20 protein-coding genes and 1 pseudogene are annotated in these 19,554 nt (G+C 50.3%); 10 read left to right on the top strand and 11 right to left on the bottom strand.

Translation table 11 applies throughout. The annotated features are described in order from the left end of the window. Positions 1-81 precede the first annotated feature (81 nt). Together DYD62_RS09240 and DYD62_RS09235 are read left to right on the top strand one after the other, a co-directional pair. The gene (locus DYD62_RS09240) at positions 82-531 is read left to right on the top strand and encodes an HIT family protein (protein WP_115227059.1); all 450 of its coding nucleotides are present in this window, start codon (positions 82-84) and stop codon (positions 529-531) included. Between the two features lie 325 nt (positions 532-856). After that, positions 857-1,498: a hypothetical protein gene (locus DYD62_RS09235; RefSeq protein WP_115227058.1), complete on the top strand. Its 642-nt coding sequence runs from the start codon at positions 857-859 to the stop codon at positions 1,496-1,498. Between the two features lie 101 nt (positions 1,499-1,599). Here DYD62_RS09235 and hisC read toward each other — a convergent pair whose 3' ends face one another. Next, positions 1,600-2,700, bottom strand: coding sequence for a histidinol-phosphate transaminase (hisC, locus tag DYD62_RS09230; protein WP_115227057.1), 1,101 nt, complete (start codon positions 2,698-2,700; stop codon positions 1,600-1,602). An 808-nt stretch (positions 2,701-3,508) separates the two neighbouring features. Between hisC and DYD62_RS09225 the strand changes: the two genes are divergently transcribed. Then, entirely contained in the window at positions 3,509-4,012 is a 504-nt protein-coding gene (locus DYD62_RS09225) for a YHS domain-containing (seleno)protein (RefSeq protein WP_207916343.1), read from the top strand. 73 nt (positions 4,013-4,085) lie between these two features. Then, complete coding sequence (grxC, locus tag DYD62_RS09220; protein ID WP_115227056.1) at positions 4,086-4,358, top strand: glutaredoxin 3; 273 nt, start codon at positions 4,086-4,088, stop codon at positions 4,356-4,358. Between the two features lie 87 nt (positions 4,359-4,445). Here the strand turns inward: grxC and DYD62_RS09215 are convergent, their stop codons facing one another. Continuing rightward, complete coding sequence (locus tag DYD62_RS09215) at positions 4,446-4,667, bottom strand: hypothetical protein (protein ID WP_115227055.1); 222 nt, start codon at positions 4,665-4,667, stop codon at positions 4,446-4,448. A gap of 114 nt (positions 4,668-4,781) precedes the next feature. On the opposite strand from DYD62_RS09215, the gene DYD62_RS09210 reads away from it, so the two are divergent. Continuing rightward, entirely contained in the window at positions 4,782-5,834 is a 1,053-nt protein-coding gene (locus DYD62_RS09210) for a hypothetical protein (protein WP_115227054.1), read from the top strand. On the opposite strand, the gene DYD62_RS09205 is transcribed toward DYD62_RS09210, so the two are convergent. Further along, on the bottom strand, positions 5,797-6,414 hold the full coding sequence (locus DYD62_RS09205) for a TetR/AcrR family transcriptional regulator (protein ID WP_115227053.1): 618 nt from the start codon (positions 6,412-6,414) through the stop codon (positions 5,797-5,799). The two genes, DYD62_RS09210 and DYD62_RS09205, sit on opposite strands and share 38 nt — an antisense overlap. Before the next feature lie 82 nt (positions 6,415-6,496). Between DYD62_RS09205 and DYD62_RS09200 the strand changes: the two genes are divergently transcribed. Continuing rightward, positions 6,497-7,540: a zinc-dependent alcohol dehydrogenase family protein gene (locus tag DYD62_RS09200; protein ID WP_115227052.1), complete on the top strand. Its 1,044-nt coding sequence runs from the start codon at positions 6,497-6,499 to the stop codon at positions 7,538-7,540. 18 nt (positions 7,541-7,558) lie between these two features. Next, on the top strand, positions 7,559-8,116 hold the full coding sequence (locus DYD62_RS09195; RefSeq protein WP_115227051.1) for a carboxymuconolactone decarboxylase family protein: 558 nt from the start codon (positions 7,559-7,561) through the stop codon (positions 8,114-8,116). Between the two features lie 112 nt (positions 8,117-8,228). Here the strand turns inward: DYD62_RS09195 and DYD62_RS09190 are convergent, their stop codons facing one another. The 8 genes and pseudogenes from DYD62_RS09190 to gyrA form a co-directional block, all read right to left on the bottom strand. Next, positions 8,229-9,146, bottom strand: coding sequence for an HD-GYP domain-containing protein (locus tag DYD62_RS09190; protein ID WP_115228252.1), 918 nt, complete (start codon positions 9,144-9,146; stop codon positions 8,229-8,231). Positions 9,147-9,350: 204 nt separating this feature from the next. Then, positions 9,351-9,923 (bottom strand): LOG family protein, encoded by a 573-nt coding sequence (locus DYD62_RS09185; RefSeq protein WP_115227050.1) that lies wholly within the window; start codon positions 9,921-9,923, stop codon positions 9,351-9,353. A 256-nt stretch (positions 9,924-10,179) separates the two neighbouring features. Continuing rightward, positions 10,180-11,253 carry a prephenate dehydratase gene (gene pheA, locus DYD62_RS09180; protein WP_115227049.1) on the bottom strand — a complete coding sequence of 358 codons (1,074 nt, stop codon included), beginning with the start codon at positions 11,251-11,253 and terminating at the stop codon, positions 10,180-10,182. A 27-nt stretch (positions 11,254-11,280) separates the two neighbouring features. Continuing rightward, positions 11,281-11,421 (bottom strand): annotated as a pseudogene (locus DYD62_RS24030) (excalibur calcium-binding domain-containing protein); the annotation flags it as partial. A gap of 242 nt (positions 11,422-11,663) precedes the next feature. Then, positions 11,664-12,746, bottom strand: a complete 1,083-nt coding sequence (serC, locus tag DYD62_RS09170; RefSeq protein ID WP_115227047.1) for a 3-phosphoserine/phosphohydroxythreonine transaminase — start codon at positions 12,744-12,746, stop codon at positions 11,664-11,666. A gap of 14 nt (positions 12,747-12,760) precedes the next feature. Beyond that, complete coding sequence (locus DYD62_RS09165; protein WP_115227046.1) at positions 12,761-13,177, bottom strand: PaaI family thioesterase; 417 nt, start codon at positions 13,175-13,177, stop codon at positions 12,761-12,763. Then, positions 13,174-13,629 (bottom strand): PaaI family thioesterase, encoded by a 456-nt coding sequence (locus DYD62_RS09160; protein ID WP_115227045.1) that lies wholly within the window; start codon positions 13,627-13,629, stop codon positions 13,174-13,176. Before DYD62_RS09160 ends, DYD62_RS09165 begins: the two co-directional genes overlap by 4 nt. A 116-nt stretch (positions 13,630-13,745) precedes the next feature. Next, on the bottom strand, positions 13,746-16,418 hold the full coding sequence (gene gyrA, locus DYD62_RS09155) for a DNA gyrase subunit A (RefSeq protein ID WP_115227044.1): 2,673 nt from the start codon (positions 16,416-16,418) through the stop codon (positions 13,746-13,748). A gap of 350 nt (positions 16,419-16,768) precedes the next feature. Here gyrA and DYD62_RS09150 point away from each other — a divergent pair, with 350 nt between their 5' ends. The 3 genes from DYD62_RS09150 (at position 16,769) to DYD62_RS09140 (ending at position 19,475) form a co-directional block, all read left to right on the top strand. Then, positions 16,769-17,458, top strand: coding sequence for an OmpA family protein (locus DYD62_RS09150; RefSeq protein ID WP_115227043.1), 690 nt, complete (start codon positions 16,769-16,771; stop codon positions 17,456-17,458). Positions 17,459-17,523: 65 nt separating this feature from the next. Beyond that, a complete protein-coding gene (gene lolA, locus DYD62_RS09145; RefSeq protein WP_115227042.1) occupies positions 17,524-18,132 on the top strand; it encodes an outer membrane lipoprotein periplasmic chaperone LolA in 609 nt (202 codons plus the stop codon). A 32-nt stretch (positions 18,133-18,164) separates the two neighbouring features. Beyond that, positions 18,165-19,475, top strand: coding sequence for a replication-associated recombination protein A (locus DYD62_RS09140; RefSeq protein ID WP_115227041.1), 1,311 nt, complete (start codon positions 18,165-18,167; stop codon positions 19,473-19,475). Positions 19,476-19,554 lie beyond the last annotated feature (79 nt).

Raw genomic sequence — 19,554 nt, 5'->3', positions numbered from 1 at the left:
TTTTGTGGTTTTGCTGCGCAAAATTATTCCACAAAACCACAATTTAAAAACTGCCACTGAACTCGGCATTAGGCGCCTCAAATGCAGCATCACGCTCCCTCGCCATATCTCTGCCCGTTCTGCGCAATCGCCGCTGGCGCCGAGTCCGATGCAGTCGTGTTCAATGACGGCAAGGCCATTGGTGTCCTTGGTTTGCATCAAAAAGTTGGCAACGAAGGTCACATCCTCGTAATGCCGGTAGGACACTTTGAGAATTTGTACGAACTGCCTTCCGAGCTAACGGGGCATCTTTTCCTCGTTACACAGCTTCTAGCGAGAGGCATCAAGCGTGCGTTCGGTACTGATGGAATAACCGTCTTACAAAACAACGAACCCGCTGGAGACCAAGATGTTTGGCATGCCCACATACACGTCATTCCACGGTTCACTGGTGACCAGTTTCATGCCAGGCAAGGCGCCTTCATGCCACTTGCGGAGCGTGCCAAGTTGGCAACGACAATTCGCGCCGCACTTCAATCGGCAGGCACCTAACCCTTACTTCAAGCAGACTCGCCTTCGGCAGTTCGCTTAAGTCAAACATTAGGACTCTCAAAATGGGCACTCTCACTCACCCAATGGGATCAGGTCTTGCATTAGCACATAGCAAACTTAGACTAAGTTTGAAAATATGTTAATGCAAGACCTGATCCCAGCTACTTTTCTACCTCAAAGCAGGAAAATAACTAATCCTGTAACAAAGCAGCTGAATTAATAAATCTCACCACTTATTATTATCTTTAAACAGACATTTGTTTGCCCTCTGCCCCACCCTTCAGGCGGCGCTCCTTAAGCAGACCTAGGACTGACTCTCATCATCATGATCAAATCCATTGCCATGCTCTCAACGCTTCTCATCACGCCCTTTTGTGCCGCAGGCAGCCCGATTGCTGAGCAAGCAACACCAAAGCTGGCTGCAGAGTGGTGGCAGTGGGCAATGTCAACGCCTAGGGATGAAAGCCCGGTTGCAGATCTAAGCGGCGCGAACTGCTCAAAAAACCAGAGTGGAAACACCTGGTTTCTGGCAGGTGGATTTGGCTCATCAAAGATTCGCAGAACCTGCACCATTCCTGCAGGCAAGACCTTGTTCTTTCCCCTGATCAATATGGTGTACATTCCAGCAAGGGGAGTTAAATCGATTACATGCGAAGATACAAAGGCCGCAGCCGCGCTGAACAATGACACAGCGCTTGATCTGTTCGCTGAACTCGACGGCAAGCCTGTCAGCAACCCTAGGCAATATCGTATCTCATCCAAAAACTGCTTTGATGCATTCGCCCGGCAACCCGCCTCAATGCAGCCATATAAGGCATTTCCATCGGCGACAGATGGGTTCTGGCTATTGCTAAAACCCTTGCCTCCTGGCCCACATACTCTAAAATTTGGCGGCAAATACAACCGCGAATCCGCTGGCTATGGGCGCATGGTGCAAGATATCGAATACGTTTTGCTTGTCAAATAAGCGCCATACCTTTACCCCCCCATTGGGCGAGAGTAAATCCGAAAAAGAAAAAGCCCCGGCCATCGTTCTGCCGGGGCTTACTTAAACGATTATCTGGCTGATTAATCAGCCAAAGCTTCTTCTAGTACCTCAATAAAACGAGCATTTTCTGCTGGCAGGCCAATCGAAACACGCAGGGTGTTGGTCAGGCCGTATGGGGCTAATGGGCGGATAATTACGCCGCGTTGCAGCATAAATAAATTAAGCGCTGCGGCATCACCGCAGTGAAAGGCAATAAAGTTGGCCTGGCTTGGAATATAGCTAATACCCAGCCGTACAAATGCTGCCGTTAATTGCGCCATGCCTTCGCTATTGACGCGCAGTGTTTCTTTCAGAAATTCTTCGTCATCCAGCGCCGCCGTTGCTGCCGCTTGTGCAAGGCTGTTGACATTAAACGGCTGGCGCACGCGGTTGATGATGTCTGCAACTTCCGGCGAAGTGAGTGCCATACCCACACGCAAACCAGCCAGACCAAAGGCTTTGGAGAAAGTACGCACCACGATCAGATTGGGGAAGTCTTTCAGCCAAGCGATTGAATCCGGTCGTTTTTCCGGAGTAAAGAATTCGGTGTAGGCCTCATCCAATACCACCAGCACATTTTTCGGGCAGTTTTGTAAAAACTCAAGCAAATCGCCTGGCCTTGCCATGGTGCCGGTTGGATTATTTGGGTTTGCAATCCAGACAACCTTGGTATTTGGCTCAATTGCGGCGAGCATGGCGTCTAAATCGTGGCCATAATCCAGCGCATTCACCTGAATACCTTTTGCCCCAACGGCTTGTGTAGCCAGCGGATAAACAGCAAACGCATATTGCGAATAAACCGCAGAATCACCCGGTGCAAGAAAAGCATGAGCGATTAAATCCAGTACATCATTAGAGCCATTGCCCAAAACAATTTGCTCAGTTTTTACATTGTATTTTTTTGCTACTTTACTTTTTAAATCAAAGCCATTGCCATCGGGATAACGGGCTAATTCTGCCAATTCTTTTTCAATTGCGGCCCTTGCTTTGCTGCCCATGCCCAGCGGATTTTCATTAGAAGCCAATTTCACGATATGGTCAGGATTTAATCCCATTTCGCGGGCTAATTCTGAAACAGGTTTGCCCGGCTGATAGGGAGCAATCGAGCGCACGTAAGCGGGGGCCAAATCTTGCAAACTCATATAAACATCCTTTTGTGTGAATCAACTCAACAGGTATCAGGTGATACTAGCCGACATCAATTACGTAATACAAATTGTTGATATCCGCAATATTGCATTTGCCAGCCAAAGATTGTAAAACCCAGACTCCGGCAACACTAAGCAGTTTATTTTGTAACGTTTTTAACAAACAGCCCTTTTACTCAAAACCGACACAGGCTTTAGCCTCCAAGGCTGCTCAAACTTACAAAAAATTCGAAATAAAACCACGATTCAATTTTTTTCATATTATTTTTGGCATAAGTTGCCATATCAACTCTAATTATGCAGCCCTGCATTAATTTAAAGCGCAATTTTACTTCCGCACTTCGGCTTATAAATCAACTAAGCGAAGAATTTTGGCCTAACCATAACGCCATTCTTAGCGCACGATGTAAATAGACAAGGGCTGCGGCTCGCTTTAATTAATCTTTTACTGGTGAGCCAATCGTGTTGCCAGTAATGGCAAATCTGCGTAGAGAAGCGTATCTGCCAAATCTATCTTTTGCCAGAAGTCCTGGGCTGTAGTGCTTGCCATGCCTGCCACCGAAGGCAATACCTAATGTGCTGCTTGTACGCCTCTGTAAGCTGCTGATCATTCAAGCCCAAATACTTTCAAGTTAACACCTTTAATCTTTCTTTTCCTATCAAACAAAAAACCTCAGACTATTCCATAAATTAGAACAATCAATTGTAAAACATGACGATTCTTCTTTTTAAGACACTTAGGCACAATCCATTTACTCGCTCAGCCACAGCGGTAAACCCCTAAACCCAAAAGGAAAACATCATGTCCCCATTTATTTTTCGCCGCACATTTTTTGCTTCAGCCATGCTGGCCTCTTTGATCGTAGGCGGCTTGATGCCGACCTCGGCGTTGGCTTATGACGAAGCGTCTACTGCCGCCATCAATGTAGATGCAAAAAACGTGGCGCTGAAAGGCTTTGACCCGGTGGCCTATTTCACTGTCCATAGCCCTACTTTGGGGAATGCGGCTTATAGCGCCAACCATAATGGTGTGACTTATCACTTTTCTTCCCAAGAGAATTTGGCCAAATTTAACGCCAACCCCGCATATTACGCGCCCCAATTTGGCGGTTTTTGTGCAATGGGGGTCGCGCTGGATAAGAAATTTGATGGTGATCCAGAGGCATGGAAAATCGTAGAGGGAAAGCTGTACCTGAATGTGACCAAACAAGTGCAAAAGAAGTGGCTGGAAGACCTACCGGGCAATATAAATAAAGCCTATCAAGAGTGGCCAGCCATTAAAGACAAAGCTCCCAAAACGCTCTGATTGATATGGACACGCCACACTAAAACGCCGCAGCCTTTCCCAAATCAGCCGCCCCATAGGCTAGGATTTCATCATGTCAGCTATTACCATGTACAGCACCCACACTTGCCCATTTTGCGTGCAAGCCGAAAACTTGCTGCAAAGCAAAGGATTAAGCGTGAATAAAATATGGGTCGATCAAAACCCGGATGAGTTTGCCACCATGCTCAAGCGCAGCGCCCGCCGCTCTGTGCCCCAGGTTTTTATTGGCGACCGCCACCTTGGGGGCTTTAACGATTTACTGGTTTTGGAGCAATCTGGCCAGTTATCAAAGTGGCTAGCAGACGCTCAGCCAAGCCATTCATAGCCAGCACCGTGCCGCAATAAAACACTGATTGCTACGCACCGCGACACAGGCGGTTAAGCCATTTTGTGGTGACACCGCTTGTGCATTTTATGTGCGGCTACAAGATAAGCCAGCACCCGCTTGCCCACCCATTTGCTTCATCAATAACACACTACCCTGCCGCAAATAGCCCTCGCCTTTTATGCCCCGCCACTTGGCAAAACCACGGTCTTTCCCTCGGCCCTCAGCTGCAATACGGAGCCATTCTTTGCTCATCCGCGCTACGCTGGCCCAGCAAGCACAAGCAGGCTCAAGCCCAAACGGCTTCACGCTTTCCTACTCTGAATTATTCCTTAAAATACAATAAAATCTTCCATTTCATCGCTATTCTTTATATTTTTAGCATTTGGTAAATTAGCCGTATTCCTTGCCACGGCGACAACCATGACAGTGCTCTCTATCCCTAGCAAACCATTTGAAACGCTTATGCCACTGGCACCAAGCGTCATTTTGAGCAATGGCCGTCCGCATGTGCCACAGCATTATGTGCAGTATCAGCACAGCATCACGAGCGTGGCTCAAATAATCAGTGAGATTGAATTTGACACACATACCCCTTTATTTGCAGCAGAAGATGCGGGCGGGATGTATTTGCAGGTGGGCCTGATCGGGCGGGAGAATTATGATCGCAGCCATACCATCCGGCCGCAGAAACTGGTGTACGGCAGAAAATGGCGTATTGATCGCGATACGCCCAGCTCTGAAATTATCCAAACCGCTTTTTTGGCCATCAAAAAAGCACGTGAGCACGAGCTGCGTGAGTTACTGACTTTTCGCAAAGCAGCGGGGCAAGTCAGCGCCCCCTTTAGCAGTCACCAAGATTTAGCCCTGATGGCGCAGAACCCAGAGCTGGTCCATGCCCCTAAGACGGTAGAAACAGCAGAGGCTTTACGCTCCTGTTTGTTGCAATGGCAGTTTGCACAGCGCCCCATTGAAGTACTGCATATCGAGCAGCGACATAATCAAACTATTTTGCTGGATATTCGCCTAGGAGAGCCGCCCTTGGCACGCAAAATTGAGGCAGATTTCCCCGAGTTTGACGGCCTGGAATTAACGCTTTTGCTGCAAAACAGCAGTGCATCCGAGCTACTCTATGCACTGATGGACGCCTTAATTGCACATAGTGATCATTGGGTCGCAAGGCACTTTACTTACCAAGGCTTGCATCGTTTTAGCCGCAAGCTTGATCCGCATCGTATTGCCGAGCTATCAATCAGCACCCGCCCCTATCAGCGCGATATGCAAAACAAACCCTTTGAGGCTATTTTTCGCCTTAGCAACTACGCCGTGGATGCAGGGCGTGCGCCGGACTTAGGCAGCGGGCCTCTGGCCGACAAAAACCGTCAGCTCATCAGCCGCTTTGAGCCGCTGGCAGGGCACTTACCGGGCGGTTATGCCACTAAGCATGAGCGGGCCACGCCCGCAGAGCAATTTTAACCAGGGCATTTAGTTGCGCGTGGCTGGCACCATCAATCGCCTGCACCGACATTCCCTGGATTACACCGGCATAGAACATCGCCAAGCCATCCACATCCGTCTGCGCGCTCATCAACCCACGGCGGATATCCAGAGCGATTCGTCCAGCAATCATAGCCAAGGCATTGCGCCGATGCGTGGCAGTAAGCTGCGCCATCGCTTCATTCGCCTCTGCGCTGCGTAATACCCCGCTGGCAATCGGGCAGCCCGCTGGCTGATCGGGCCGGGTGTATTGCTCGGCAGCCGCATAGAGCATGGCTTCCAAGGCTTCTCTGGCGCTTAATGCCTGATCCATCAAAGCCGTAATCTGCTCGTGTTGACGGGCCAGATACAGCTCTAGCGCTTCGCTGTACAGCGCAGGCTTGGATTCAAATGCGGCATATAAGCTTGGAGCGTTAATCCCCAAAGCGCTGGTTAAATCGCTCATTGAAGTGCCTTCATAGCCCTGCGCCCAAAACAATCGCAGTGCTTTATCTAAGGCTAAGGCACGATCAAATGCACGAGGTCTGCCGCGTGTTTTTCTAATTTCGTCGCTTTCCATAATGATTACTACAAAATATATTGACGAGCGAATATTAGCTCGATTACATTATGTATCGTTCATTACATAAATAGGAAAAACGATGAAGCTCCCAGAACAAATACATTTTCAGCGCTATCAATTGCAGCCATTGGGTGAGGTGATGGCTTTAGAGCAGATACAGACCCACATCGGAGCACTAGCTGCCGATGAGGTATTGATCAAGGTCGCTGCGGCTAGCCTGAATTACCGTGATTTGATTATTTTGCGCAATGTTGGCAAAGGGAGTGTAGCTGGGCAAATCCCCTTATCCGATGCGGCGGGAACGGTGGTGGCAGCGGGTGAAAGCGTCAGTGAATGGCCAATAGGCGCACGGGTGGCAACTGGCTTTTTCAGCACCTGGCAGACCGGAAAATACCAGCCTCAGCACCATTTAGCCGGCGCACTGGGTGGCGCGCAAACCGCTGGAGTCTTAGCGCAATATATCGTCGCCAAAGCCAATGCCATTGTGGAAGTACCCGCACACTTAAGCCTGCAGCAAGCGGCAACATTACCCTGCGCGGCAGTTACGGCGTGGCAGGCTTTATTTGACCGCGGCCAATTGGCGGAGGGCGAAACAGTATTAATTCAAGGCACGGGTGGTGTGGCGCTGTTTGCTCTGCAACTGGCGGTAGCGCAGGGTGCACGCGTCATCATCACTTCCTCATCCGATGAAAAACTCGCTAAAGCGCACGCACTGGGTGCATGGCAAACCATCAACTACCGCAAGCAGCCCGATTGGGATCAGGCCGTACTGGAGCTCACTGCAGGCACTGGTGCAGATCAAATTTTAGAGCTGGGTGGCCCTGACACTTTTAGCCGCTCAATCAGTGCAGTGGCAGGAGGGGGGCATATCCATCAAATTGGCGTTCTCAGCGGGTTTGCTCCCAGCCCGAATTTACTGCCGTTGCAATTACAGAACGCCACTATCCACGGCACTTTGGTGGGCTCGCTCGCACACTTTAAGGCTTTAAATCACTTTATAAGCCAGCACAAAATTGAGCCGATCATTGATCGCAGTTTCTCTTTTAACCAGGCACAAGCAGCATTTGATTACCTCGCCAGCGCGCAGCATTTTGGCAAAATCATCATTAATTTCGAGCTGTAAAACTTCAAGGGAAAGTACATGACTCAATTTATCAGCCACAGTATCACCTCCGCTCCTGCCGCCAGCCAGCCCTTACTCAGCCATGCACAGGCTAACTTTGGTTTTGTGCCTAACCTGTTCGCCCATATGGCCAGCGCCCCTGTTTTACTGGAAGGCTACCTCACCCTAACTGGCATTTTCAATAAAAGCAGCATGACTGAAACCGAGCGCCAGATCGTCATGATGACGGCCAACCGCCTGCACCGCTGCGACTACTGCATGGCGGCGCATTCCATGATTGCACAAAGCAGTGTGGCCCCAGAGGTGATTCACGCCCTACGTCATAACACCGCGATTGCAGATGCCAAGCTGGAAGCCTTGCGCCAATTCACCATTGCCATGATCGAAACCCGTGGCTGGCAAAGCAAAGAAGCCGTCGCGCAATTTCTTGCCGCCGGTTATACCCAGCAAACCGTATTGGAAGTGATTCTAGGCACCAGTCTGAAAATCATGTCCAACTACACCACCAGCGTGGCCGATACCGCTTTGGATGTCGTGTTTGCTGAGCATGCATGGCAAGCCGCCCAAGCTGGATAAGCAGCAAAAAACGCCCTCCCCAATGGCTTTTACATTGCGGGAGGGCGTGACTGATTGCCGGCTCTAAGCGGCAGTTTTTTAATTTCGGGTTTTGCCATCAACCCGCATAGGCTCAAGCTACTGCTTGCAGCGCATTGGACCACTCTTGGACCAAGGAGGCGATCTGCTGCTGATCTGCGCGAGGTGCCATTGCCTCGGCGCTGGCTTTTTCCCCCGTTGCCACAATCGAGAGCTGGCCCTCACTGCCGCGCTCCCACACATAATCACCGTTGCAATTAGGGCAGGCGGCGTGTTCACCCTGCTGCGCTACACGATATCGCACAATCGTTGGCCCGCACATGGTGCAGTGCGCCAGCGGAATGCCTGCATCGCTATGACCAACGATATGGTCCAGACCGCCAGCCTGGCCAAGTTGAATAAACACTTCACTACACTCTTTATCAAACTGCCGGCCTGATTCACTTTGAATAATGGCCAGCGCCTTGCTGATAGGCATGCCAGACCGATATGGACGAGAGCTGGTCATGGCGTCAAAAGCATCGCACACCCCCACAATCAAAGCATCACGCGGGATATCTGCCCCTGATAAGCCATACGGATAGCCTTGGCCATCCGGCCTTTCATGATGCCCTTCAACGGCTGCAAGCACTAAAGGCGAAAGTGGGTGGCTGGCCAGTAAACGTGCACCAAGCGAAGGATGGGTTTTAATCACCGCATATTCATCGTCCGTCAGCTTATCAGGCTTACGCAAAATAGCATCTGGCACACCAATTTTGCCCATATCATGCAAGAACCCGCCCATGGCAATACGGCTGACGCTGGGCGCGGATTCTCCCAGTGCCTGCGCCAAAAGCGCCGACATGGCTGCCACCCGCCACAAATGCCCACCCGTGTATGGATCCCGTGCTTCCACCACCCATGCCGATGCCAAGAGGCTAGCTAACAAGCCCTGCTCCTGCACCAGCAAGCGGGCTTGTAGCGCTCCGAGCAAGGTTTCCGAGCGGGCAGAAGCGGGGCGAAATATATTCATTAACTGCTCAAACATAACAATCTCACCACGGTAACTGACTATCAGCTTAATACATCCAGCCATACTACAAAGACTTTTTATAAGCCTAAATCACTTAAACCTAAATGTTCCATCTTATCTTTTAAATAAAAAACGCCATCTATTTTTGATGGCGTTTTTTATAGAGGCATGAATAAAACGGAAAGAAAGGCCGCCGCTGATCACTTACACTTTCCACCACTGCCCTTCAGGCACACTGGGCAAACGGCTTAAAATATCCAGCAAGGCCGCTGGCGTATGGGCAGACTGCAGCTTGTGGTATTCCGCCTCAGCCAAAAAGCCTGCGGCAATGGCGCCTTCCAAAAATTTTGTCAGTGCATCGTAATAATTTGCAGTATTGAGTAAGCCCACCGGTTTAGCGTGCAAACCAATTTGTGACCAAGTCAGAATCTCGAACACCTCATCCAAAGTGCCAAAGCCCCCTGCCATAGCGATAAAGCCATCGGCTAATTCAGCCATTTTTGCTTTGCGGCTGTGCATGGAATCCACCACAATTAATTCTGTACACGATTCTAGCGCCAATTCACGCTCCACCATAAACTCTGGAATCACCCCTATCACCTGCCCGCCCGCATTCAGACACGCCGTTGCCACTTCCCCCATCAGGCCAATATGTCCACCACCATAAACTAGGGTGATTTCACGCTCAGCCAATAACGCACCTAACTCGCGCGCAGCGGCCGTAAACTCAGGCCGAAGGCCGTGTCTGGCCCCACAAAAAACGGCTATCGATTTCATTTTTTACCTTAGCGATTTAAAAGCGGCTTCTCTTGGCCCTGATAGAGTGCTAAACCTTGACCACAAACGAGGGCACAGAGCACACAGAGCCCCTTCAGACCTTGTTTTCTCTGCGAAACGCTGTGCCTTCTCTATACTCTGTGTTTTAAAATTTTGCCCACTCAGCCTTGAACTGATGCACGCTTATAATCAGGAAATAACAGACAAAACAATGCCGCTCCCGTAAGAGCGGCATTCCATTTAGACGGTAATTGAATTAAATCACCGCCACCGGATAAGACCCCAGCACCTTCACAAAGGCTGCCACATCGGCCAGCTCAGCCAGCGCGGCTTGTAGTGGCGCGCCGCTGACATGCCCTTCAACATCCACAAAGAACACATACTCCCAAAGGCCTGCGCGGCTGGGGCGGGATTCGAATTTATCCATGGAAACGCCGTTTCTGGCGAGCGGTTCAACCAAGGTATGCAGCGCACCAGGCCGATTGGGGGCAGAGATCACCAAAGAGGTTTTATCCCGGCCGCTTGGACCTACTTCCTGCATACCCAACACTAGGAATCGCGTGGTGTTGTTTGGCTCGTCTTCAATATTTTGCGCAAGGCTCAGCAGCGCGTAGTTTTCTGCTGCTGCATCCCCAGCAATCGCCGCAGATGATTCATCCAGACTAGCCAAACGTGCGGCTTCTGCATTGCTGGATACGGACACCCGCTGCACTTCGGCGGGCAGGTTTTTATTCAGCCATTCATGGCATTGCGACAGGCTTTGCGCATGCGAATAAACCCGCTGCAAGCCACCCTTGCCTTCCACTTTACGCAGCAAATGGTGATGAATACGCAGCACCACTTCGCCGCAAATCTTAAGCGGGGTATTGACCATTAAATCCAGTGTGCGGCCCACCGCGCCTTCAGTAGAATTTTCAACCGGGGCGACTACATAATCTGCCGTTTTGGCTTCTACCACGCGGAACGCTTCGTCGATCGAGCAGCAAGCCATAGTATGCGCGGCATGACCAAATTGCTTGATCGCCGCCGCCTGGCTGAATGTCCCCTCTGGCCCTAGGTAGGCAATCGTCAGCGGGCGTTCTAATGCTAGACAGGCCGACATGATTTCGCGGAAGAGCTTGGCCATTGTTTCACCGCTTAAAGGCCCTTTGTTTAAAGATTTAACGCGCGATAAAACCTGCGCCTCGCGCTCGGGGCGATACACAATCCCGCTGCCTTTAATCTCACCGATGGTGCGGGCATGGCTGGCACGCTGGTTTAATAGCTGAATAATCTGTTCATCGATGGCATCAATGGCATCACGATGTTGGCTTAGTTGTTCTTCACTCATTGATTTCTCGAATTTAAATAGGCCGTGTTAACGGCGGCAAAACTGCTCTTCACAAGGAATGCCATCATGATCCCCGTCCATTTTTGTGCCTGGGCAGTTATTCAAAAAGAAAGTGGCTTCTTCGCAAGATGACATCTGTGAGCAATGCATTCTACCGTCACAACTATAGCGGCTCACAGGTACAGGGGTGCTCATTGCAGAGACTGTTTCTGGCACTACTTCGGCATGATTAGACGTTAAGGCAAGGGGCTCATCTACTTGCCTTTGATGCTTGGAATACCAATTCCAAGCACCAAAGGCAATAAGCAACAGACACAAAAACTTTATCATCGCTTAGGCAGCCCTTGTTTAATAAAAAACCACTCAATTATTTAGGGAAGGAAAGCCCAATACCCCCCCCTTGCGAATCATTAACCGTGGCTTTTGGCAAAGGTGCGCATGTATTCGCACAGCACACGCACGCCTTCGATCGGCATGGCGTTGTAAATGGAGGCACGCATCCCGCCAACTGAACGATGGCCTTTTAATTGCAATAAGCCAGCGGCCTTTGCGCCTGCCAAGAAATCATCGTCTAATTTTTCATTCTTTAAATTAAACGGCACATTCATGCGCGAGCGGAATGGTTTATCGACTGGGCAGTGATAAAACCCATTCGATGATTCGATGGTTTCATAGAGCAAAGAGGCTTTTTCGATGTTTTTTTGCTCAATTGCAGCAAGGCCGCCCTGATTTAGCAGCCATTTAAACACCAAGCCTGCCACATAAATACCAAATGTTGGCGGCGTGTTGTACATCGATTCGGCATCGGCATGCACGCTGTAATCCAGCATGGTTGGCGTATCGCTGCGCGATTTGCCCAATAAATCTTCACGCACAATCGCAATACAGAGGCCGGATGGGCCAATGTTTTTTTGTGCACCAGCGTAAATCAGGCCAAATTTAGACACATCAATCGGGCGCGATAAAATATTGGACGACATATCGCAAATCAGCGGCACTTCGCTTTTGGGGATATCGGCAAACTCAACACCACCAATGGTTTCATTCGCGCAGTAGTGCAAAAGAGACGCTTCTTTGGAATGCTGCCATGTGGATTCGGCAGGCACATAGCTGAAATTGCGATCTTCACTGCTGGCAATCACATTAACCTTAGCAAAACGCTTCATTTCTTTGATGGCAATCTTGGACCAGTGGCCAGTGTTCACCACGTCGATCGTGCCATTTTCAGAAAGCAAATTCAGCGGGATCATCGAAAAATGAACATGAGCGCCGCCTTGTAAAAACAGCACTTTATAATTTTTCGGGATATCTAAGAGCTTACGCAGATCTGCCTCTGCCTCATGAATAATCTGCGTAAATTCTTTACCGCGATGGCTCATTTCCATTACACACATGCCCGAGCCGTGCCAGTCGGTCAGCTCTTGCTGTACGGTCAGCAATACTTCTCGCGGCAACACCGCGGGGCCAGCAGAAAAATTATAAATCTGTGTCATGGCAAACTTATCCCTTAGGCAAGTAGAAAATGGGCGCGGGCAACCGCCACCGGCTTACTGCGATCTTCCTGCCAGGCTGTCATCAGCACGTTAGCAACGCGCTTGCCCTGGCGAATAATTTCACACTGAGCGTAGAGCTCTACCGGACGGCCAGTGCGTAAGTAATCAATTGAGAAATCCACAATCTTAGGCACGCTATGCGCCTCCGATGCCCACATCACATGCAAAATGGCGGCGGTTTCTAAAAAGCCACCGATCACACCACCGTGCAGAGCAGGCAGAATGGTATTGCCAATGTTATGCGTCTGAAATGGCAGAAAAAACAAAGGCTGGCCGTTATCTTCACGGCTTTGAATCCCCAGTAATTTGGCATAGGGGACTGCATCAACAGCCATGGCTAGGGAATCAAAACTGGTAATCGGCGGGCTCATGCTGCCACCTCTCGCGCGGAATTACGCATAAATGTCCCTACGCTGTAAGCAATAGGATCGTTGATGTCTTCCTGATACGCCGTCGCACGGGTAAAGGCAATCTGCTTAGTGAGTTTATAGCATTCTGCGGTGCAATAAATGGGGAAATCCGGCTTGGCAGGGCGAAGATAATCGAGACGTAAATCTAAAGTGGCGATGGCTTCCAGCTCGGTCAGCATAGTGTAAATAGCGCCAGCGCTGGTGGAATCCACCAGCGAGGTAACCACGCCGCCATGAATGACCCGCGTTGCAGGATTGCCAATCAGCTCGTCTTTAAAAGGCAGGCAAACGGTCATGCTGCCGTAATGCGCTTCGCCAAATTTAAAACCCAGCACCTGACAGTGCGGCAGGGTCATAAACCATTCTGAAATTTGATTAAATAATGCAGGTGATGCAACAGGCGCTTCGCTCATAGACCATCCCTTATTTGAGCAGGGCTGATGTTTAAAACAAGCACCAGCCACAGCAAACTCCACACACAACACTGGCCTGTCTTGCAGGCCAGTGTTGTTATTGCGATGAGAAAAGCTTACTCAGCCGCTGGCTCGTCGCCTTTTTCAGCACCACCCTCTGCAGCGGGCGCATCGCCCTCTGCAGGAGCTGCGTCTGCAGCAGCAACTTCACCTTCAGCAAGTAACTCGTCATCTTCCAGCAAATCGTCATCTGAATCAGTTTCACACACTTTTTCCAGACCTGACAAATGCTCGCCTTCATCCAGATTAATCAGACGCACGCCCTGAGCCGCGCGGCCTGTTTCACGGATTTCAGCTACTTTGGTACGAATCAGCACGCCGCCGGTGGTAATTAGCATCACGTCATCGCTGTCTTCAACCAAGGTGGCCGCAACGAGCTTACCGTTACGATCGCCAGTATCAATGGCGATCACGCCCTGCGTACCACGGCTGGTAAGGCGGTAATCGCCGACCGGTGTGCGTTTGCCATAACCGTTTTCGGTTGCAGCCAACACTTGCTGATCGTCGCGCTCTGCCACCAGCAGGGAGATCACTTTCTGACCTTCCTGCAGCATCATGCCGCGCACGCCGGTCGCTGTACGGCCCATGGCCCGCACGTCACCTTCGTGGAAGCGAACAGATTTACCTGCGTCAGAGAACATCATGATCTGATCGCCACCATGCGTCAGCTCTACGCCAACCAGGTAGTCGTCCATATCCAGACCACAAGCAATAATGCCCTTCTTCATTGGACGCGAGAAATGCACGAGTGAGGTCTTTTTCACCGTACCCATCGCTGTGGCCATAAAGACAAACTGATCTTCGGTGAATTCTTTCACCGGCAGAATCGCACTGATTTTCTCGCCTTCCTGCAGTGGCAAGAGATTCACAATCGGCTTGCCACGGCTATTACGGCCGCCCTGTGGCACGTTGTAAACTTTCAACCAGTAAACACGGCCATGCGATGAGAAGCACAAGACGTAATCATGGGTATTTGCCACAAACAGCTTGTCGATGAAATCATCTTCTTTGGTCGCAGCAGCCTGTTTACCACGGCCACCACGGCGTTGTGAGCGATATTCATCAGCAGGCGTGGCTTTCATATAGCCGCTGTGTGTCAGTGTGACCACCATATCTTGCGGCGTGATCAGGTCTTCTAAGCTGAGATCTTCACCGTAAGCAATGATTTCAGACTTACGCACATCACCAAATGCGGTTTTAACTTCGTTCATCTCGGTTACGATGATTTCGGAAACGCGCTCTTCACGCGCCAGAATATCGAGTAAATCGAGAATCTTTTCCATCACATCACGGTATTCGCTGACGATTTTGTCCTGCTCAAGACCCGTCAGGCGCTGCAAACGCAGCTCCAGAATCGCTTGAGTCTGCACTTCAGACAAGCGATAGCCATTTTGCGGATCAAAGCCAAATTCAGCAGCCAAACCATCCGGACGCGATGCGCTGACATCAGTGCGGCTGAGCATGTCTTCTACCAGCTCAGAGCGCCATGTGCGGCTCATCAGGCTGATTTTGGCCTCTGCAGGCGTTGGTGCAGCTTTAATCAAGGCGATGATTTCATCGACATTGGATAAAGCAACGGCCAAGCCTTCCAGAATATGCCCACGTTCGCGCGCTTTACGCAGCTCAAACACGGTACGGCGTGTCACCACTTCACGGCGATGACGCAGGAAGCATTCCAGCACCTGCTTGATATTCAACAGGCGCGGCTGGCCATCGACCAGTGCCACCATATTGATACCAAAGCTGTCCTGCAGCTGAGTGTGCTTATAAAGATTATTAAGAATAACCTCAGCCACTTCGCTGCGTTTCAGCTCAATCACCACGCGCATACCGGATTTATCCGATTCATCACGGATTTCGGTAATGCCTTCGATGGTTTTTTCACGAACCAGCTCGGCAATCCGCTCCAGAAGACGCGCTTTGTTGACTTGGTAAGGTAGCTCATCAACGATGATGGCCTGCTTATCGCGGCTGACATCTTCGAAGTGCGTACGCGCCCGCATAATGACGCGGCCACGGCCCGTACGATAGCCTTCACGTACGCCGTGAATACCATAAATGATACCGGCGGTAGGAAAATCGGGCGCTGGGATGATGTCGATAATCTCGTCAATCGTCAGCTCTGAATTGGCCAGTAAGGCCAGACAGGCATCAATGACTTCGGTGAGATTATGCGGCGGAATATTCGTCGCCATCCCGACGGCAATCCCCGACGAGCCATTAATCAACAGATTAGGCACACGGGTAGGCAGAACAGTGGGTTCGAGTTCTTTTTCGTCGTAGTTAGGCGTGAAATCGACAGTTTCTTTATCGATATCAGCCAGCAATTCAGATGAAATTTTTTCTAAACGACATTCTGTATAGCGATAGGCAGCAGCAGAATCCCCATCGATAGAACCAAAGTTACCTTGGCCATCAATGAGTGGGTATCTGAGGGAGAAATCCTGCGCCATCCGCACCAAGGCCTCGTAGGCAGCGGTGTCGCCGTGCGGATGATACTTACCGAGCACGTCACCAATCACGCGGGCACACTTCACATAGGAGCGATTCCAGACGTTATTGCTTTCATGCATTGCAAACAGAATGCGGCGGTGTACCGGCTTTAAGCCATCACGAACATCGGGCAAAGCGCGTCCTACAATTACACTCATCGCGTAATCGAGGTAGGAACGTCGCATTTCCTCTTCGAGACTTACCGGGATTGTTTCTTTGGCAAAGTTTTCGAGCATCTTAGATAGGGGCCGGGGCGTCATATAATACGCACCACGCGTAAACACTTACGGTGGTGCCGTTGCAATGCCACAACACTTTTGTTGCAGCACGCGCGTTCGATCACTAAGTGTACCACGGGGGCGAAGATGCTCCAATTGAGCTACCCTCAACAGGGCCTCTCCACAACAGAATCAGCCCCTGCGGCAAAAATTACAGCCTTACTATTTGCCGCAAGCATTGTGAAACCATTAGAATGCAGCACGTGTATGGAAAAAAAGCCTTGACGGGTTATCGGGCAAGGCTTATCCAGAACCTACAAGCAATATAAATATCAGCTTGCTAAATGATTCTCTAGGAGATTAAAACTATGCTGTCGATCAAGCAATCCCTGACACGCCTTGCCGTTGTAACTGCTTTAGGTGCAATGAGCACTGCAGCATTTGCTGGCGTTGAAGCTTACACACAAAACGCAAATACCAATGGTGGCGTTGTTAAAAATGGTATCGGCGAATGCTGGCGCACAGGCACCTGGTCTAAAGAAGCCGCAACCGTTGAAGGTTGTGATGGCTACGTTAAACCAGTTGCTAAAGTAGCTCCAGTTGTTGTTGCTCCAGCAGTTGTGGCTCCTGTAGTTGCTGCTCCAGTGATCAACACTAAGCACTTCACACTGAAATCAGACGTTCTGTTTGACTTCAACAAAGCATCTCTGAAGCCAGCTGGTAAAGACGCTTTGGACAAGCTGTACGAAGAAGTTAAAATGATGGACCCTAAAGACGGTGAAGCACACGTTATTGGTTACACTGACCGTATCGGTTCAGACAAATACAACCAGCCTCTGTCAGAAAAACGTGCTAAATCTGTAGCGGATTACCTTGTTTCTAAAGGCGCTCCAGAAGGCAAAGTTAAGTTTGAAGGCCGTGGTAAGGCTGAGCCAGTTACAGGCGACACTTGCGGTAAAATCAAAAAACGCGCTAAGTTGATCGAATGCCTGTCACCTGATCGTCGCGTTGAAATCGACATCAAAGGCACAAAAGAAGTTGTAACTCCAGCTAAGTAATCACTTAGACTGCACAAAAAGCCCCGCCAGTGCGGGGCTTTTTTACTATTCACCCGAGAAAACCAATGCGTAAACTTGCTCTCATTATTTTACTTGCAGTGACAAGCCAGACTGCCTTGGCTGATGCGGCAGGTGATTTAAAAAACTACCTGAGCAATACCCAATCCTTACAAGCCAGCTTTAAGCAAACAGTCACCAGCCAGCAGGGCAAAGTGCAGCAAAGCAGCGGAATACTGGCAATTCAAAGGCCAGGCTTATTTCGTTGGGTTTATCAAAAACCCTTTGAACAACTGATTATTGCCGACGGCAAACAGGTCTGGCTGTACGATCCTGACTTAAAACAAGCCACCGTAAAAGACATTGGCAAAGCCTTAGAAAGCAGCCCCGCCGCCCTGCTTGCAGGCAACAATCAATTTGAGCGCAATTATAAATTGCGTACTCTGGCCAGCAGCGAAGGCGTTGATTGGCTGGAAGCCATCCCCAAACAGCCTGATCAATCCTTTGACGCCGTAAAACTAGGCTTTACCCAGGGCCAGCTGACACAAATGGAGTTACACGATCACTTTGGGCAAACCACACGTATTTACTTTAGCGCACTTAAAATCAACCCCAAGATTGATGCTGGGCAGTTCCGCTTTAGCCCACCCAAAGATGCAGATGTAATACGTGAATAAGCACTAAAAACCCCCAACACGGACATTCTCTTTTGAGTGATTTATTTGCAAAGCCCGGCCATATTCCGCTTGCCGAGCAATTACGCCCCAAAAATATAGCCGAAGTGGTTGGCCAGAGGCATCTGCTCGCCCCAGGCAAGCCACTCGCTGCGGCCATCTCGGGTGGCAAGCTGCATTCCATGATCTTATGGGGCCCGCCCGGCGTGGGTAAAACCACCCTTGCCCGCCTGCTTTCCAGCGCTTTTGATGTGGAATTCATTGCGCTTTCTGCGGTATTTTCCGGCGTAAAAGACATCCGCGCCGCAATGGAAGAAGCGGAAAGCCACCGCAGCATGGGACGGCATACCTTACTCTTCGTAGATGAAGTACACCGCTTTAATAAGGCACAGCAAGACGCTTTTTTACCCTTTGTTGAATCAGGGCTTGTGACCTTTATCGGCGCAACCACTGAAAATCCTTCTTTTGAAGTCAATTCAGCCCTGCTTTCCCGCGCCCAAGTGTACGTTTTAAATGCACTATCAGAAGCCGAGCTGACAGAATTACTGCAACGCGCCTGCCATGAATGCCTGCCCGAGTTGACCTTTGAGCCTTCTGCCATTGACACGCTCACAGGCGTTGCCGATGGCGATGCCAGACGCCTGCTGAATCTGATCGAGCAATCAGCCACCGCGGCTCTCGCCGCCAAACGCACGCACATTGATAGCGCATTTTTAAGTGAAACGCTGACACTCAATGCCCGCCGTTTTGATAAGGGTGGCGATTCATTTTACGACCAGATTTCTGCCTTACATAAATCGGTGCGCGGCTCTAACCCCGATGGCGCGCTCTACTGGCTGACCCGCATGCTGGATGGTGGTGCAGATGCCCGCTATTTATCACGGCGCATTGTGCGCATGGCTTGGGAAGACATCGGACTTGCGGACCCCCGCGCCATGCAAATTTGTAATGATGCAGCCAGCACCTTTGAGCGCTTAGGCAGCCCGGAAGGCGAGCTGGCACTGGCTCAGGCGGTGATTTACCTCGCCATTGCCCCCAAATCCAATGCGGGCTATATGGCTTATAAAGCAGCCAAAGCCTTTATTGCCAGCGACAAAAGCCGCGAAGTCCCCATACATCTGCGTAACGCCCCCACTAAGCTCATGAAAGAGCTGGGCTATGGCAAACGCTATCGTTACGCTCACGATGAGCCTGAGGCCTATGCTGCAGGCGAAAGCTATTTGCCAGAGGGGCTGGAAGATTTACACTTTTACGAGCCAACGCAGCGCGGGCTGGAGGGTAAAATTACCGAAAAATTACGCCATCTTGCCGAGCTGGATGCAGCGTGGTTAAAGCAAAATCAATAAATCAGCTCACACAAAACCCAAATCTTGAGCCACGAAGGACACGATCACACGGAGTTTCACAGAGAAAACCAAGCCATTA

The organism is Iodobacter fluviatilis, assembly GCF_900451195.1.
GTDB lineage: Bacteria > Pseudomonadota > Gammaproteobacteria > Burkholderiales > Chitinibacteraceae > Iodobacter > Iodobacter fluviatilis.
The sequence above is the reverse complement of the archived record's forward strand: the minus strand, read 5'-3'. Positions and strand labels throughout refer to the sequence as shown.